Source organism: Stenotrophomonas sp. NRRL B-14846, assembly GCF_050473585.1.
In the GTDB taxonomy this organism is placed as follows: Bacteria; Pseudomonadota; Gammaproteobacteria; order Xanthomonadales; family Xanthomonadaceae; genus Stenotrophomonas.
In genome coordinates, this window is sequence record NZ_JBFLUN010000022.1 from 1,872,262 (window position 1) to 1,887,702 (window position 15,441).

At 68.6% G+C, this 15,441-nt stretch carries 13 protein-coding genes; 3 read left to right on the top strand and 10 right to left on the bottom strand.

Going from position 1 to position 15,441, the window contains the following annotated elements; genetic code table 11:
* Window positions 1–51: 51 nt before the first annotated feature.
* The 7 genes from AB1281_RS10860 to AB1281_RS10890 form a co-directional block, all read right to left on the bottom strand.
* Window positions 52–1,701, bottom strand: a complete 1,650-nt coding sequence (locus AB1281_RS10860) for an MFS transporter (RefSeq protein WP_430345892.1) — start codon at window positions 1,699–1,701, stop codon at window positions 52–54.
* The gene (locus tag AB1281_RS10865; protein ID WP_430345893.1) at window positions 1,695–2,978 is read right to left on the bottom strand and encodes an alginate export family protein; all 1,284 of its coding nucleotides are present in this window, start codon (window positions 2,976–2,978) and stop codon (window positions 1,695–1,697) included. Before AB1281_RS10865 ends, AB1281_RS10860 begins: the two co-directional genes overlap by 7 nt.
* Window positions 2,957–4,804: an amidohydrolase gene (locus AB1281_RS10870; protein ID WP_430346993.1), complete on the bottom strand. Its 1,848-nt coding sequence runs from the start codon at window positions 4,802–4,804 to the stop codon at window positions 2,957–2,959. The genes AB1281_RS10865 and AB1281_RS10870 overlap by 22 nt, the downstream gene beginning before the upstream one ends.
* Window positions 4,805–4,923: 119 nt before the next feature.
* Complete coding sequence (locus AB1281_RS10875; RefSeq protein WP_075677863.1) at window positions 4,924–5,349, bottom strand: DoxX family protein; 426 nt, start codon at window positions 5,347–5,349, stop codon at window positions 4,924–4,926.
* Window positions 5,350–5,351: 2 nt separating this feature from the next.
* Window positions 5,352–6,008, bottom strand: coding sequence for a hydrolase (locus AB1281_RS10880; protein ID WP_049422794.1), 657 nt, complete (start codon window positions 6,006–6,008; stop codon window positions 5,352–5,354).
* The gene (locus tag AB1281_RS10885; RefSeq protein ID WP_430345894.1) at window positions 6,005–6,448 is read right to left on the bottom strand and encodes a helix-turn-helix transcriptional regulator; all 444 of its coding nucleotides are present in this window, start codon (window positions 6,446–6,448) and stop codon (window positions 6,005–6,007) included. The genes AB1281_RS10880 and AB1281_RS10885 overlap by 4 nt, the downstream gene beginning before the upstream one ends.
* A 50-nt stretch (window positions 6,449–6,498) precedes the next feature.
* A complete protein-coding gene (locus AB1281_RS10890) occupies window positions 6,499–6,831 on the bottom strand; it encodes a hypothetical protein (protein ID WP_430345895.1) in 333 nt (110 codons plus the stop codon).
* Window positions 6,832–6,927: 96 nt separating this feature from the next.
* Here AB1281_RS10890 and AB1281_RS10895 point away from each other — a divergent pair, with 96 nt between their 5' ends.
* Both AB1281_RS10895 and AB1281_RS10900 read left to right on the top strand, forming a co-directional pair.
* Window positions 6,928–9,957, top strand: coding sequence for a sensor histidine kinase (locus AB1281_RS10895; RefSeq protein WP_430345896.1), 3,030 nt, complete (start codon window positions 6,928–6,930; stop codon window positions 9,955–9,957).
* Window positions 9,950–10,603 (top strand): response regulator, encoded by a 654-nt coding sequence (locus AB1281_RS10900; protein ID WP_014037539.1) that lies wholly within the window; start codon window positions 9,950–9,952, stop codon window positions 10,601–10,603. The genes AB1281_RS10895 and AB1281_RS10900 overlap by 8 nt, the downstream gene beginning before the upstream one ends.
* A 244-nt stretch (window positions 10,604–10,847) precedes the next feature.
* Here the strand turns inward: AB1281_RS10900 and AB1281_RS10905 are convergent, their stop codons facing one another.
* Window positions 10,848–12,041: an MFS transporter gene (locus AB1281_RS10905; protein WP_430345897.1), complete on the bottom strand. Its 1,194-nt coding sequence runs from the start codon at window positions 12,039–12,041 to the stop codon at window positions 10,848–10,850.
* A 93-nt stretch (window positions 12,042–12,134) separates the two neighbouring features.
* On the opposite strand from AB1281_RS10905, the gene AB1281_RS10910 reads away from it, so the two are divergent.
* Window positions 12,135–13,064: a LysR family transcriptional regulator gene (locus AB1281_RS10910; protein WP_430345898.1), complete on the top strand. Its 930-nt coding sequence runs from the start codon at window positions 12,135–12,137 to the stop codon at window positions 13,062–13,064.
* A 93-nt stretch (window positions 13,065–13,157) separates the two neighbouring features.
* Here AB1281_RS10910 and AB1281_RS10915 read toward each other — a convergent pair whose 3' ends face one another.
* Together AB1281_RS10915 and AB1281_RS10920 are read right to left on the bottom strand one after the other, a co-directional pair.
* On the bottom strand, window positions 13,158–14,615 hold the full coding sequence (locus AB1281_RS10915; protein ID WP_430345899.1) for an amidohydrolase family protein: 1,458 nt from the start codon (window positions 14,613–14,615) through the stop codon (window positions 13,158–13,160).
* A gap of 50 nt (window positions 14,616–14,665) precedes the next feature.
* Window positions 14,666–15,367 (bottom strand): ankyrin repeat domain-containing protein, encoded by a 702-nt coding sequence (locus tag AB1281_RS10920; protein ID WP_430345900.1) that lies wholly within the window; start codon window positions 15,365–15,367, stop codon window positions 14,666–14,668.
* Between the last annotated feature and the right edge of the window lie 74 nt (window positions 15,368–15,441).

The window sequence follows — 15,441 nt, forward strand, 5'->3', positions numbered from 1 at the left end:
ATTAAGTCGTTTGTGCACAAACGACTTAATTCCCTCCGTCCCCTTTTTTTGTCAGATATCGCTGTGGTGGTGCGGGACCCCGGCCTTCGGCAACGGATCATGCCCACCCACGAAATGACGCACCACCGGTGCACGCTCGCCTCGATGCAACGCGCGCAGCACTTCCTGGATCGCCTTGTCGTCGGCGGTGATGCGTTCGTGCTGGCGCAGGTGCTCCAGCCACGACGGGGTCACGAAATACTCCAGGTGGATGCCCGGGGTGGCCACATCCTCGACCACGCCCCAGACCACGGCGCCATCGCGGCGACGGATCGTGCCCAGTGCGCGCATCTGTGCCTGGAACGCGGCGCGATCAGCGTCATCGATGCGGTACTCGATGGTCACCAGCACCGGGCCGCGATCGTTGGATACCGGTACCGACAGTTCGGGGGCCGGCCAATGCCCCGCCGGGCGCAGGTTGAGGTCTTCGGTGCCGGCGATGCGCACGCGCCACACCAGCAACCCGCCGATCACCGCACCCGCAGCAGCCACCAGCAAGGACAGCTCCGGCGAGGTGCGCTGTGCCAGCGCGCCCCAGCTCAGCCCGCCGGCGGCCATGCCGGCAGAGAACACCATGATGTACAACGCCAGTGCACGCGCACGCACCCACGCCGGCACCGCCGTCTGCGCCGCGATCTGCAGCGACGACAGCACGGTGATCCAGGCAAAACCGTTGATCAGCATCACCAGCGGCAGCACGTACCAGCTGCGGGTCAGCGCCAGGCCGACCAGGCTCAGGGCCAGCGACAGGGTGGCCAGCAGCACCAGCAGGTCACGATCCATCTGTGCGCGCAGCTTCGGCAGCAGCAGCGCACCACCCACGGCACCGATACCAATGCAGCCGAGCAGCATGCCGTACTGCCCCGCCCCGCCGTGCATCTGCCCGCGTACCACCACCGGCAGCAACGCGTTCATCGCAGCGGCGAAGAAGAAGAAGCCAACCGACTTGATCAACACCGCCTGCAACCGCCCGGCGCGGCTGGCATAGCGCAGGCCCGCCTTCAGGCCGGCACCGAACCCTTCCGGCGGCAGGCTGGACTGCTTCGGGTCGCGCTTCCAGCCCCACACCACGAACAGCATCGCGGCGAAGGTGATGGCGTTGAAGCCGAACGCCCAGACGGCGCCCAGCTGGGCGACGATCACGCCGCCGATGGCCGGGCCGATCGAGCGTGCGATGTTGATGCCGATCGAGTTCAGCGCCACCGCCGAAGCCAGCATCGGCTGCGGCACCAGTTCGGACACGATCGCGGCCTGCGCTGGCATCGCCATCGCCGCACCGCAGCCCATGCAGAAGGTCAACAGCACCAGCAGCTGCGGCGTCAGCATGTCCATCGCGGTCAGTGCCGCCATCACCGCGGCGACCAGCAGCATCCAGCCCTGGGTGGCCAGCAGGTACCTGCGGCGATCGACGATGTCGGCCAGGGTTCCGGCGGCCAGTGCCAGCAGCACGATCGGCACGGTGGTGGCCGACTGCACCAGGGCCACCATCAACGGTGAGCCGGTACGCTCGGCCATCACCCAGGCAGCGGCCACGTCATTGACCCAGGTGCCGATGTTGCTGGCCAGGATCGCCAGCCAGATCGAACGGAACATCTGGATCTTCAGCGGGGACCAGGCGCCTGCGGCCTGTGCGGGGGGTTGCGACGCGGTTGCGTTCACCATTGCCATGCTCCAACGATCGAGGCGAACAACGTGTCCTGGCCGCCGGCCTGCTTCAATGCAGGCCCGGCATCGACCCAGGCCAGCTGCAGCTGCCATTGCCAGTGTTCGCTGGCCTGCCAGCGGGTTTCGGATTTGTACTGAGTACCGATGCGACGCGCGCCACCGGCGCTGCCCGGCAACGCCACCAGCGGTGCGGGCGTGGTGTAGACCGCATCCGCGCGACGATGCTTCCAGGCCATCTGTACGCCCAGTTCCGTCGTCACCGCGTCGTGCAGGCGCAGGGCCAGGGTCGGCTGGACGTCCATCAGGTTGGCCGGGGCCAGCAGGCTGGCCTCGCTGAAATAGGCCGACTTCGGGAACAAGGCGTTGAAGGTTCCCAGGCGGCCGTCATGCAGATTTCCATCGCCACTGGCGATGTCCGCCTTCAGCCCCAGCCGCGGTTGCAGCGGCAGGTTCGTCCAGCGCCACCCCGTATCGGTAGCCAGCGTCCAGGCGCGGATATCGAGCGTGCCGCTGGTCGTCCGCAGTTCACCGCCCTGCGCCACCAGCTCGCTGTTCCAGTCCAGTGCACCAGCCTGGCCGAACCAGCGCGTGCCCAGGGTCTGCCGACGTTCGGTACCGCTGCCTGCGGCGAAGCGCGCGCCGTCGCGGCGGTAGTCCAGCAGGTACAGATCCCACTGTCCTGCCCACTGCCCGCGCGCCGTCGTGGCATACGCGCCCCAGAGATGGGCGCCGTGTTCGCCGCGATCATCGAAGGCGCCCGGCCGGTTCTCCACCGGACGCAGCGCCATAAGGTCAAGCGTGCCGAATCTACCTTTCCAACCCATACGTGCACCGTCGAACGCCAGGCGGATGTTCGGTCCATCGCGCACCGACAGCAGCCGTGAGCTGCCGTAGCCGGCTTCCTGCCGGCCCAGCTGCAGATGAAGGCCACCGTGCTGCCAGCGCCAGTACGCCTGCTGCACGTCCAGCGCGCTGCGGTCGGTACGGCCCGGGCCGCCGGCCTTGCCACTCTCACCATGCACACCCAGCTGCAGCTTCGCCTGCCAGGTCTCTTCCACATAGGTGGCCGAGGCCAGCGCGCGCAGCAGGCCATAGCCATCCTCGCTACCGCCAATGCCGAACCGGCTCGGGTCGTAGTACAGCCCACGCACGCGCAGCGACGCATCCCATTGCAGTTGGCCGTCGCCCGTGTCGCTGCAGTGACCGCCGTCGCAGGCCTGCACCAGCGAGGGTGCGGCCAGCAGCGCAAGGCTCAGAACGCGAAGCACGAGCATCCCATCGCGCCCCAGAACGCGGTCAGGTCGTCGGTGGGTGCAGCATGCCGGGCCGCATGGCCGTGCGCGCCGTGGGTGCTGCAGGCCACACCGTGATGGTGGTGATGCGCGGCGGTCAATCCAGTGGCGGTACCGCCAACGTGGTAGCCACCGAACCTGTTGACCGGCGACCAGTTGGGCATCGCCGGCGGCAGCTGCGGCGCAAGCCCTGCATAGTCGGCGTCGGCATGCACGATGCGGCCGCCAACCACGGTCAACACGCTGGTGATGTCGGCGATCTGCGCGTCATCCACGCGGAAGAAGTCGGCCGAGAGCAGGATGAAGTCGGCGAGCTGGCCGGCCTTCAGCGTGCCCTTCACCGCTTCGTCGCCGGAGAACCACGCGCTGCCCTGGGTCCACAGGCGCAGCGCCTGCTCACGTTCGAGCAGGTTCTCATCGCCATACAGGGCCAGCCCGCCCACGGTGCGTCCGGTCACCAGCCAGGACAGCGCCACCCACGGGTTGTAGCTGGCCACACGGGTGGCATCCGTTCCGGCACCGACCGGCACGCCTTCGGCCAGCATGCGCTTGACCGGCGGCGTATGCCGCGCCGCCTGCACGCCGTAGCGCTCGACGAAGGCCTCGCCCTGGTAGGCCATGCGATGCTGCACGGCGATGCCGCCGCCCAGCGCGCGGATGCGTTCGATGTTGCGCGGGGTGATGGTCTCGGCGTGGTCGATGAACCAGTGCAGGCCATCGAACGGCACCTCGCGGTTGACCTGTTCGTACACATCGAGGATGCGGGTGATGCTCTCGTCGTACGTCGCATGGATGCGGAACGGCCAACGCTTCTCGACCAGCAGCCTCACCACATCGTGCAGTTCCGGTTCCAGCTCCGGCGGCAGTTCCGGGCGCGGCTCGTTGAACAGCTCGAAGTCGGCCGCGGAGAACACCAGCATCTCGCCGGCACCGTTGTGGCGCAGCAGGTCATCGCCCTGTCGCGGCTGCAGCATCTCGCTCCAGCCGCGGAAATCGTCAACTTCCTTGCCCTTGTTCTGGGTGAACAGGTTGTAGGCGATGCGCACCGTCAGCTGGTCATCGCGATGCAGCTGCTCGATGACCTGGTAGTCCTCGGGATAGTTCTGGAAACCACCGCCGGCATCGATCACCGACGTGATGCCGAGCCGGTTCAGTTCGCGCATGAAATGGCGCGTCGAGTTGGCCTGGTACTCGATCGGCAGGCGTGGCCCCTTGGCCAGCGTCGCGTACAGGATCAGCGCATTGGGCTTGGCCAGCAGCAGCCCGGTCGGGTTGCCGAGCGAGTCACGCACGATCTGCCCACCCGGCGGATCCGGCGTGTCCTTGGTGTAGCCACAGGCGCGCAACGCCGCACGGTTGAGCAGCGCCCGGTCGTACAGGTGCAGCAGGAACACTGGCGTGTCCGGCGCGATGTCGTTGAGCTCCTGCAGCGTGGGCAGGCGCTTCTCGTTGAACTGCGCGGCGGTGAAGCCACCGACCACGCGCACCCACTGCGGCGCCGGGGTGCGGTCGACCTGTGCCTTGAGCATCGCCATCGCGTCGGCCAGCGAACGCAGGCCGTCCCAGCGCAGCTCCAGGTTGTAATTCAGGCCGCCACGGATCAGATGGGTATGGCTGTCGTTGAGCCCGGGCAGCAGGCGCCGGCCCTGCGCGTCGATCAGGGTCGCTTCGTTGCCCCAGCCGCGCATGATCTCCTCGTCGCTGCCGACGGCAACGATGCGCCCATCCTGCACGGCCAGCGCCTGTGCATGCGGCTGCTGAGGGTCGAGGGTGGTGATGCGGGCATTGCGGATGACCAGCGTGCTCATGCGACGCTCCTTGGAAGTGGAATCGAGTGCAGCACCGGCACGGCCGGCCAGGCCCAGCGCCACCGCGGCGCTGCCAGCCAGCACCACGTTGCGGCGGCCGTGATCGAGTGGATCGTGACTCATGCGAGGTCTCCTGGAAGGCGTTGGCCGTCCAGTGCCCAGGCGCCGGGCCCGGTCAGCGCGAGGGCCAGCAGTACCGTGGTCCACATCAACGGGTACTCGCTGCCACCGCGCATCCAGAACCAGCCCCTGGGCAGGGCCAACAGTACGGTGAAGCCGATGAAGGCGGCCGCCGCAAGCGCGGCGACACGGGTCTGCCAGCCCAGCAGCACGGCCAGCCCGGACAGCACCTGCAGCAGGGCCAGCAGCAGCGGCAGCGGAGCCACCGCTGGCAGGCCGAAGCCGCGCAGCTCGGTGGCGAAGCCGGTCAGCCCGGGACCACCGAACCAACCGAACAGCTTGCCCAGCGCGTGCGGCAGCAGGAAGCCTCCTGCCGCCACGCGCAGCATCAGCAGGGCCAGGTCGAGGCCATGGCCGGCCAGCATGCTCAGTGCCCGCCTTCCTGCGCGCCGAACATGCGCTTGGCGTACTGGATGCCGATGCCATAGCCACCGGCGTGGTCGCGGGCGATGCCGGTGGTCAGCTCGTAGGTTTCACCCCGTGCCCAGTCACGCTGCAGCTCAAGCAGGTACTGCACGCTGGTCATCGGCACCGCACCGGCCTGCACCATGCGGGTGATCGCACGCTCGTGGGCTTCTTCGCTGACATCGCCGCAGGCATCGGTGATCACGTAGACCTCGAAGCCCTGCGCCAGCGCCGACAGCGCCGGACCCACGATGCAGACGCTGGTCCACAGCCCGGCAACAACCAGGCGACGCTTGCCGATGCGATTGATCTCATCGATCACCGGCTGGTCTTCCCAGGTGTTCATCGAAGTGCGGTCGAACACTGTCTGGCCCGGGAAGATCTCCGGCAGTTCCGGGAACATCGGGCCGGAGAACGACGCTTCGGCAACGGTGGTCAGCAGTACCGGCACGTTGAAGCCCTTGGCGCCCTTGCTGATCAGCGACACGTTGTTGCGCAGCGCGGAGATGTCGATCGTGTGGGTGGCGAACGCCATCTGCGACTGGAAGTCGATCAGCACCAGGGCATGGTCGGTGGGCGACAGCAGGGCCGGGGCAGGCGTGGCGGTGGCAAGGCTCATGGATGGACTCCGTTGGAAACATGATCAGGGGGAAGCAACAGGGCGGCATCACCGGCCAGGTACTGGCCGGGGCTGCAGCCGGTCTCGGCGCGGAAGCTGCGGACGAAATGGCTCTGGTCGAAGAAGCCCAGCTGCTGCGCCAGGCATGCCATCGGCAGCTGCGCGCCGGGCAGCAGTTGCCGCGCGCGTTCGATGCGACGGCGGCGCACATAACGCAATGGGCTGGCGCCGGTACCGCTGCGGAACAGGCGCACCAGGTGGAAGCGGCTGACACAGGCGGCCTGCGCCAGTTCGGTCACCCGCAACGGTTGTGACAGATGCTCGTCGACGTAGCGCAGGGCGCGCTGCAATGCGGCGGCCTGCTGCGGTGCCAGCGACACGGCGGGCGGATCGGGCGGAACAATGGTGGCCATGGGGGACGCCGCGAGGGGGTGGCCCATGGTGCGTGGCCCCCGCACGATGCCCTACCCCCGTCGGTCGAGGCCGGCACCTACCCGAATGGGGGAGGTCGATGGCCGAGCCGGCGACGACCGAACAGCCGCGCATCCAGTGAATAGGCACCCGGGCCCAGCGCCAGCAAGGCCAGCGGCAACACCACCAGTGGCCACGGCAGTGCCTGTGCATACAGGCCCAGTGTTGCCGGGACTACCGCCAGCGGCGTCAATACGCCCAGCGCGAGCATCGCCACCGCCAGCAGGCACAGCGCCGACAGCCAGCCCGCCTGCGCGCCCGGCAGGCACAACGCAGCGGCCAGGCACAGCCGCAGCCACAGCAGGCCGATGCCCGGACCGCGGTCGGGGAACATCACGAACAGGCGCTGCATGGCCGGGCTCCAGAGGACATGCCGGCGTGATAGCCGACGGCGGCGCCTGCCGCCTACCCCGTTCGGGTCACCCCTGGCTGCCCCACACCTGCCAGAATGCGCGCCATGCGTGGCCGCCCCTTCCCGTTGCAACGTCGCCTGCGGACGCTGCTGACCTGCCTGCTGCTGTTGACCGCCCTGCCCGCCCTTGCCGTGCAGCGCCCACCGGTGAGCGGCGGGTTGCCCGATTACGAGCACACGGCCTGGCGCGTCGGCCAGGGCGCGCCCGGCGATATCTGGGACATCACCCAGGACCGGGACGGCCTGTTGTGGCTGGCCACCGGCTCGGGGCTGTACCGCTTCGACGGTCGTCGTTTTGAACGCCAGGCACCTCCCGCGGGCAGCCATTTCCCGTCCACCAACATGGTCACCCTTGCGCTGGGCCGCGACGATGCACTGTGGATCGGCTACTTCCAGGCCGGCATCAGCCAGTTCGCGCGCGGCCAGCTGCACAACTACGGCCGCGACCAGGGCGTGCCGGTGGGTGTAGTGCCACACTTCAGCCAGGACCCTGACGGCCGGCTGTGGGCCGCGATCAATGGTGGACTACGCGAGTTCACTGGCCAACGCTGGCAGCCGCTGCCCACTGGCATGGGGGTGCCGGAACACCGCGTGCAATGGCTGCTGCACGACAACCGCGGCAGGTTCTGGGTACTGGCCGACCTGAAGGTCTGGATGCGCGCGGCCGGCCAGACCGCGTTCGAAGACACCGGCATCGCCGTCTCGCAGATGGCGACGCTGGCCGAAAGCCCGCAGGGCGAAGTCTGGCTGGCCGACCGCGTGCGCGGTACGTCGCCGCTGGCCAACGCGCAGGGCCTGCTGCCGGACAGCGAACGCGAAGCGCGACGCCTGCCGGACCTGGTCGCTGCGCGCCTGCAGTTCACTGCCGATGGCGCGCTGTGGGCAACGATGAGCCCGCATGGCGGTGTCGCCCGCGTCACCTTCGATGGTGGCCGCGCCGTGCGCATGGAGCGCTTCGATTCGCCACACGGGCTGACCGCCACCTCGGCCGTGCCGATCATCGTCGATCGCGAAGGCAATCTCTGGGTCGGCACCAATCTCGGCCTCAACCGCTTCCGCGCACGCAGCGTGCACACGCTGGCGGTAGGCCCCAGTGATCCCTACCGCTCACTGGTACGGGCCAGCGATGGGCATGTGTATGGCTATGGCGAAGACCTCAAGCCTTACGACCTCAGGCGCACCCTGCTCGATGGCAGTGCCACGCAGCTGCAGGCCGCCGCGCGCCAGGCACCCACCCCTATCTGGCAGTTCGACTGGGTCAACCTTGCACGCACCGTGGCCGGCCGCACCACGCGGATTCCGCTGCCTGCGCCCTTCACCGGGCAACCACTGCATGCCCTGCTGTTCCCCGACGACGAGCAGGCCTGGGTCTGCACCGGCGAACGGGGGGTGCTGCACTACCAGCACGACCAGTGGCAACGCGAACGGCGCCTGCCCGAGCAGGCCTGCTCGTCGCTGGCACTGGATGCCAACGGCCAGCTGCTGCTCGGCTATGCAGATGGCCGGTTGCGCCGCGTGGGGGCGACGCGCATCGAAACCTTCGACGCCGGCCACGGCCTGTCGGTCGGGCCGATCACGGCGCTACTCGATCATCAGGACCTGCTGCTGGTTGCTGGCGAGGCCGGGTTGGCCGTGCGCCTGGGCAATGGCCGGTTCGTCCAGGTGAGCACCGACATGGCCGGCGTCATGGAAGGCATCACCGGCATGGTCGCCGATGCAAAGGGCTACCTCTGGCTCAATGGCAGTCGTGGCCTGGTCCGGCTGGGGAGCGATCAGCTGCGGCGCGCCCTGCGCAGCGGGCAGCCGGTGACGCCGCGCCTGTTCGATGCAGTAGATGGCATGCCGGGCATCGCCCTGCAGAGCGGACCGATCGCCACCACCGCACTGGCCAACGATGGCCTGTTGTGGCTGGCCACCAACCAGGGCCTGGCCTGGCTGGACACCACCCGCTCGCACGTCAACACCATGGCGCCCAGCGTGCGCATCGGCGAAGTGCTGTATGGCAGTGAGCACGAGCCACTGCGCGATGGCCTGCGCCTTCCGGCCGGCACCAGCCAATTGCAGATCGATTACGTGGCGCTGTCACTGGCGCGCCCGGAGCGCAACCGCTACCGCTATCGCCTGTCCGGCGTTGACGACGGCTGGCAGGATGCCGGCAGCAGCACCCGCGCGTATTACACCAACCTCGCACCGGGCAATTACCGGTTCGAGGTGGAAGCGGCCAACGAAGACGGCATCTGGAGCACCGCACCGGCCAGCCGCAGCTTCCGCATCGCCCCCACCTTCATGCAGACCGTGTGGTTCAAGCTGCTGTGCGCGGCCGCGATCCTCGCGCTGCTGGTGATGGCGGTGCGCATCCGCAGCGGGCAGCTGGCGGCCCTGTTCCGCGCGCGCCTGCAGGAACGCCATGGCGAACGCGAACGCATTGCCCGCGACCTGCACGACACCCTGCTGCAGGGCAGCCAGGGCCTGATCCTGCGCCTGCACGCGATCAGCCAGGCCGCGCAGACGCCTGAGCCCGTGCGCAGCCAGCTGGAATCGGCGATGCAGCTGGCCGAACGCAACCTGGCCGAGGGCCGCGAGCGGGTCAACGCACTGCGCGACGGTCCTTTCGCGGGTCGCGACCTCGCTTCGGCGCTGGCCGATGTTCACGCCGAATACGCCGGGCACGGCACCAATCCACTGCGCTTGACCGTGGAAGGCGCAACACCAGCGCTGCAGGCCGATGCCGCCGAGGAAGTGTTCCTGATCGGACGCGAAGCCATCCGCAACGCGTTGCGTCATGCCCATGCCAGCGCCATTGAAGTGGAGCTGTCCTACGGTACGCGGTGTTTCCTGCTGCACGTGCGCGACGATGGCGTCGGCATCGACGACGAAAATGCCGGCCATGGCCATTGGGGTCTGCAGGGCATGCGTGAGCGTGCGCAACGCCTCGGCGCCGAACTGCAGCTGTGGACCCGGCCCGGCCTGGGCACCGAAGTCGCGCTGGCGGTGCCTGCCCGGCGCCTGTATCACCGCCGTCCATCACGTTGGCGCTGGCCCTGGAGTAGAACACACCATGACTGAGTCCCCTGCCCCCATCGGCGTGCTGGTGGTCGACGACCATCCGCTGCTGCGCGACGGCCTGGCGGCGCTGCTGGGCGCCCATTCCGACCTGCGCCTGCTCGGCGAGGCCGCCGATGGCGAGGAAGCCATCGCGCGCTACCAGCAGCTGCAGCCGGACGTCGTGCTGATGGACCTGCAGATGCCACGCCTGGATGGCGTCGAGGCCATCGTGCGGATCCGCGCGATGGATCCGCGTGCACGCATCATCGTGCTGACCACCTACCGCGGTGACGTACGCGCGGTGCGGGCGCTACAGGCCGGCGCCAGCGCCTACCTGCTGAAGGACATGCTGCGCCACGAGCTGGTCGACACGATCCGCATGGTCGCTGGCGGTCGGCGCGCGCCGATTCCCCCAGCGGTGGCGGCGAGCATCGCCGCACATGTGGTGGAAGACCGGTTGTCGCCCCGCGAGACCGAAGTGCTGCGGCACGTGGCCGGTGGCCTGTCGAACAAGCGCATCGGCGAGCGCATGCAGATTTCCGAGCAGACGGTGAAGGCGCACATGAAGAGCCTGATGGACAAGCTCGGAGTGGGTGACCGCACGCATGCAGTCACCCAGGCACTACGGCGCGGGATCATCAGCCTGGACGACAGCGGTCACGATTAGCGGAGCTCGGCAGGGCTTGCAGCCCTGCACCCGCGGTAGTGCCGGCCGCTGGCCGGCAACCTCAGGAGCAACAACAACAGCAACAGCGGGCTTTCCATGGGATGGCGGGGGGGGGGCCGGTTGCGGCGTCCCCGCACTCCGACACCGCCCCACCACCCCACAGGAAACCCGCCGTTGCTGTTGCTGTTGCTGTTGCTCCTGCTTCCAGCAGGTGCAGGGCTGCAAGCCCTGCCGAACACCACCCCTACTTCAAACGCAGCAGCAGGCTGCCGCCCGCACACACCACCGCCAGCCAGGCCACGCCGTGCCACCCCCACTGCGCCAGCGCCAGGCTGCCCAGCGCACCACCGGCGGCCATGCCGATGAACATGCCGGTGAACAGCAGCGCATTGAGCCGGCTGCGTGCCGGCGGCACCAGGCCATAGACCAGGGTCTGGTGCGCCACCAACGCCGACTGGAAACCGAAGTCGAACAGCAGCGCACTCACCACCAGCAGCGGCAACAACGCAGTAGCCGGCAACCAGGCTTCGGCCAGCAGCAGGCCGAAGCCCAAAAGCGCCACCGCGATCGCCAGCCGTGCCACCGCATGGCACCCCAGGCGATCGGCGAAACGGCCGGCGAACGGCGCGGCCAGCGCACCAGCCGCACCCGCAATACCGAACGCACCCGCCGCCGCACTGCCCAGGCCCAGGCGGGCATGCAGCATCAGCGCCAGCGTCGACCAGAACGCACTGAAGCCGACCGCCAGCAGCGACTGGCTGGCCACCGCACGGCGCAGCTGCGGCTGCTCGCGCCACAACGCCAGCAACGAACCCAACAACGCCGGATAGCGCAGCGTGCTGGTCGGTGCGAAACGCGGCAGCGCACGCGCCATCACCGCGCCCATCGCCGCCACCGATACCGCGGCCAGTACGAACTGCGTGCGCCAACCCCATGCTTCAGCCACCACGCCACTGACCACGCGCGACAGCAGGATGCCGAGCAGCAGGCCGGTCATCACCCGGCCGACGATCTGTCCGCGTTGTGCATCCGGCGCCAGCACCGCAGCGGCCGGCACGATGTCCTGCGCCAGCGTAGCCATCAGCCCGACCAGCAGGCTGGCCATCAGCAGGCCCGGCAGGTGCCCGGCCATCGCTGCGGCGCCCAGTGCCAGCGCCAGCAATGCGGACTTCAGCAGAATGAGGTTGCGGCGGTCGAAGCGGTCGCCCAGCGGTGCCAGCAGCAGGATACCCAGCGCATAGCCGAGCTGGGTCAGGGTCGGCACCAGGCCGGCGGCGCGCTCACCTGCGCCGAGGTCCTGGGCGATCAGGCCCAGCATCGGCTGGCTGTAGTACAGCGAGGCGACCGAGAAGGCGGCGCCGGCCGCCATCGCCAGCACCAACGGGGTGGAAGGCGCGGTCGCAGGTGCGGCGGCGACAGACAACGAGGGGGTAGACATGGGGGAGTCCGGTGGAGGAAGTGGGCGTATCCTCCCCGGATTCACCAGGCGTCTGTAGTAGGCTCGCGCACATACCCTTCATACGTGATACGCATGAATGACCTCGCCAACGGCGCCGATCGCCTGGATCTGCTGCGCACCTTCCTGCGCATCGTCGATGCCGGCAGCCTGTCTGCTGCGGCCGTGCAGCTGGGCACCACCCAGCCGACGGTCAGCCGACGCCTGCAGGCACTGGAGCGGCAGCTCGGCCTGCGCCTGTTGCAGCGCTCCACCCACGGCCTGCAGCTGACCGAAGATGGCCTGCGCTGCCAGCGCCATGCGCAACGCGTGGTCGACGAATGGGAGTCGCTGCAGGCCGAACTGCACGGCGAACCGGAAACGCTGCGCGGACGCCTGCGGGTGATGGTGCCGCACGCGTTCGGCCAGGCGCAGCTGCTGCCGACCATGCTCGCGTTCCTCGCCCAGCACCCACAGCTGAGCCTGGAGTGGATCCTTGAAGATCGTCGCCCGGATTTCATCGCGGAAGGCATCGACTGCGCGGTGCGGGTGGGGCCGGTCGACGAACCGCGCATGGTTGCACTGCCGCTCGCCGAAGTGCCGCGCATCGTCGTGGCAGCGCCCTCGCTGGTGCAGGCCACCGCGATCAGCACACCGGAACAGGCGCAGGCACTGCCGTGGATCTCATTGGTCACCTACTATCGCGAACGCCTGCTGCTGCATGACGCGCAGGGCCGCGCGCATACCCTTTCGATCAGCCCGCGCCTGCTCAGCGACAACCTGTTCGTGGTACAGCAGGCTGCGCGTGCTGGGTTGGGCGCCGCCGTGGTCTCGGCCTGGCTGGTGGCCGACGACCTCGCACACGGGCGGCTGGTGCAGTTGCTGCCGGACTGGCAGGCGCCGGCACTGCCGGTGCACGTTGTGTTTCCGGCCGCGCGCCAGCAGCCGCCGCGGCTGCGCGCCTTCATCGAAGCGATGAAGGCCGCATTGCCGCAGCTGCACGGAATGCGGCCGGCACCGCGCTAGGCCACCGGCCGCATCATCCACGCATGGCGTGGATTCCGTTCGGGGCCCCAGGGTCGGATCCCTTCCCACGGGGAAGGGCTCTGACCCTGTCCATCATTGCGCCTTCGCAGCCTCTGCATTCCACGCCGCGACCTTGGCCTTGGTATCGGCCAGCATCTTGTCCAGCGCGGCGCGGTCATACACGTTGCCGCGCAGGATCACACTGTCGATCTTTTCGGTGGCGGCGATGTCATGCAGCGGGTTGGCGGTCAGCAGCACCAGATCGGCGGCCTTGCCCTGCGCGACACCACCGTAGCGGTCCATCTGGCCGAGCCAGGCCGGGCCGGAACGGGTCGCCGCCGACAGCGCCTGTGGCGCGCTCAGGCCCTCCTTCACGAACAGCTGCAGTTCCTGGTGCAGGGCGATGCCCGGGAAGTTGAACGAATTGAGGAAGCCTGCATCGGTGCCGGCGATGATCGTCACGCCGGCTTCCTGCAGCATCGGCAGCACCGCCGCCACCTGGTGGTACTGCGCGTGGCGCGCTTCGATCTGTGCCGGCGTGGCCTTGGCGGCACGGTCCACGCGCCACTGGTAGGTCGCACGCAGGCCCGGGCCGATGTAGGCCAGGTACGGATCGTTGGCGTGATCATCCTGGTCGAGGTAGTCGAGGATGCGGCCGCCGTTGAGGGTCGGGGTCACGAATACGCCGCGCTTTGCGAAATCGCGGTACGCGTGCATCGCAGTGTCGCGGTCGAAGCTGGCGTCGAGGCGCCGATTGGCTTCGGCGCGGTCGATGCGGCCGGCACCGAAGTCGGCGGCGATCTGCGCTTCGTCCTTGCTGCCGGCCTTGAATGCATAGTCCAGGTGCTCGATCGAGGCCAGGCCGGCATCGACCGCCTGCTCCACGGTCAGCGCCATCGGAATGTGACCCGACGCCTTGAAGCCGGCCTTGCGTGCGGCACTGGCCGAGTACAGGAACAGTTCCGGCTTCAACGTGCTGTCGGTGATCTTCACGAAATCGACCTTGTCGTGCTGCAGGCGGGTGATCGCCTTGTCGACGTCGGCCTCGCTGCCCACTTCGATCGTGCCCTTCCAGACCGGCTTGATGCCTTCGATCTTCGCGCCGGAGCTGAGCAGGCGCGGGCCGAACAGCGTGCCCTTGGCGATCTCGCCACGCCACTGCAGCACCTGTTCGGGAAGATCACCGGAGCAATCGCGCACCGTGGTGATGCCGTGCGCGATGTACAGCGGCAGCAGCGCCTTGTTCTCTTCGATCAGCGCCGGGCCGCCACCGAAGTGCACATGCATGTCCCACAGGCCCGGGATCAGGTATTTGCCCTTGGCATCGATCTGGCGGGCCGCGCTCCACTGGCTGCGCAGCTGTGCATCCGGACCGACGGCGACGATGTCCTCGCCCCGGATCACCACGCTCTGCCCGGCCAGCGTGCTGGCGTGCTCGACATCGACCACGGTGGCATTGCGGATCAGCAGGTCGGCGCGCTCGGCGGCGGCGGCCGACAACGGGGCCACCGCAAGAAGGATGGCAAGGGACAGCGGACGGGAACGGAACATGGACGGCATCCTGGTAGGTACGACCCGCGTGCGGGTGGAAGGGTTGGGGTTCAGCGCACCGCGCCGTGCTGGCGCAGCAGGGTTTCAATTCCGGTATAGCCGCGCTGGCGTGCATGGGCCAGCGGCGTTACGCCATCGCCATCGGCCAGCTCCGGGTCGGCACCGGCATCCAGCAGCAGCTGCACGATCTGTGCGTGGCGCGCGCCGCCATCGCCGAGCAGGATCGCTTCCAGCAGCGCGGTCCAGTGCAGGCGGTTGACATGATCGACCGCCACGCCCGCGCGCAGCAGCGTGCGCACGGTGGCGACGTGGCCGCGCTCGGCGGCGGGAATCAAGGCGGTGCCGCCGTAGCGGTTGGTGCTGCGCAGGTCGGCGCCATGCGCCAGCGTCATCGCCAGGATCTCGTCCAGTCCACGCGCGCCGGCGTACAGGTAGGCGCTGTCTTGCATGGCGTCCTTGGCATTGACGTCGGCGCCGGCTTCGATCAGTTCACGCGCGGCGTCTACATTGTTGCCATGCGTGGCCAGCAGCAGCGCGGTACGGCCCTGGCCATCGCGCGCCTCCAGCGTGGCGCCATCTTCGATTGCCTGCCGCACCGCATCGGCGTCGCCCCGGCTGGCGGCGTCCCGCAGGCGCGCATCCGTGTCAGCCCTGGGCGTGGCCGTGCAGGCAGGGGTGACCATGGCCAGCAGGCACAGCAACAGCACGCGCGTGAACGACGCAGGCCAGGCGGGGGAGCGATGAAAGCGCATGACGGTGTTTCCTCCTGTCCGTCGCCTCGGAACGCCGGGCGACGGTAGCAACAGCCGGGCATTGCCGGCCCCTG

What these genes read in the sequence shown, in the direction of transcription:
- AB1281_RS10860 (WP_430345892.1), bottom strand. Translation starts at nt 1,701, where the DNA reads ATGGTGAACGCAACCGCGTCGCAACCCCCCGCACAGGCCGCAGGCGCC.
- AB1281_RS10865 (WP_430345893.1), bottom strand. Translation starts at nt 2,978, where the DNA reads ATGCTCGTGCTTCGCGTTCTGAGCCTTGCGCTGCTGGCCGCACCCTCG.
- AB1281_RS10870 (WP_430346993.1), bottom strand. Translation starts at nt 4,804, where the DNA reads ATGAGCACGCTGGTCATCCGCAATGCCCGCATCACCACCCTCGACCCT.
- AB1281_RS10875 (WP_075677863.1), bottom strand. Translation starts at nt 5,349, where the DNA reads ATGCTGGCCGGCCATGGCCTCGACCTGGCCCTGCTGATGCTGCGCGTG.
- AB1281_RS10880 (WP_049422794.1), bottom strand. Translation starts at nt 6,008, where the DNA reads ATGAGCCTTGCCACCGCCACGCCTGCCCCGGCCCTGCTGTCGCCCACC.
- AB1281_RS10885 (WP_430345894.1), bottom strand. Translation starts at nt 6,448, where the DNA reads ATGGGCCACCCCCTCGCGGCGTCCCCCATGGCCACCATTGTTCCGCCC.
- AB1281_RS10890 (WP_430345895.1), bottom strand. Translation starts at nt 6,831, where the DNA reads ATGCAGCGCCTGTTCGTGATGTTCCCCGACCGCGGTCCGGGCATCGGC.
- AB1281_RS10895 (WP_430345896.1), top strand. Translation starts at nt 6,928, where the DNA reads ATGCGCGCCATGCGTGGCCGCCCCTTCCCGTTGCAACGTCGCCTGCGG.
- AB1281_RS10900 (WP_014037539.1), top strand. Translation starts at nt 9,950, where the DNA reads ATGACTGAGTCCCCTGCCCCCATCGGCGTGCTGGTGGTCGACGACCAT.
- AB1281_RS10905 (WP_430345897.1), bottom strand. Translation starts at nt 12,041, where the DNA reads ATGTCTACCCCCTCGTTGTCTGTCGCCGCCGCACCTGCGACCGCGCCT.
- AB1281_RS10910 (WP_430345898.1), top strand. Translation starts at nt 12,135, where the DNA reads ATGAATGACCTCGCCAACGGCGCCGATCGCCTGGATCTGCTGCGCACC.
- AB1281_RS10915 (WP_430345899.1), bottom strand. Translation starts at nt 14,615, where the DNA reads ATGTTCCGTTCCCGTCCGCTGTCCCTTGCCATCCTTCTTGCGGTGGCC.
- AB1281_RS10920 (WP_430345900.1), bottom strand. Translation starts at nt 15,367, where the DNA reads ATGCGCTTTCATCGCTCCCCCGCCTGGCCTGCGTCGTTCACGCGCGTG.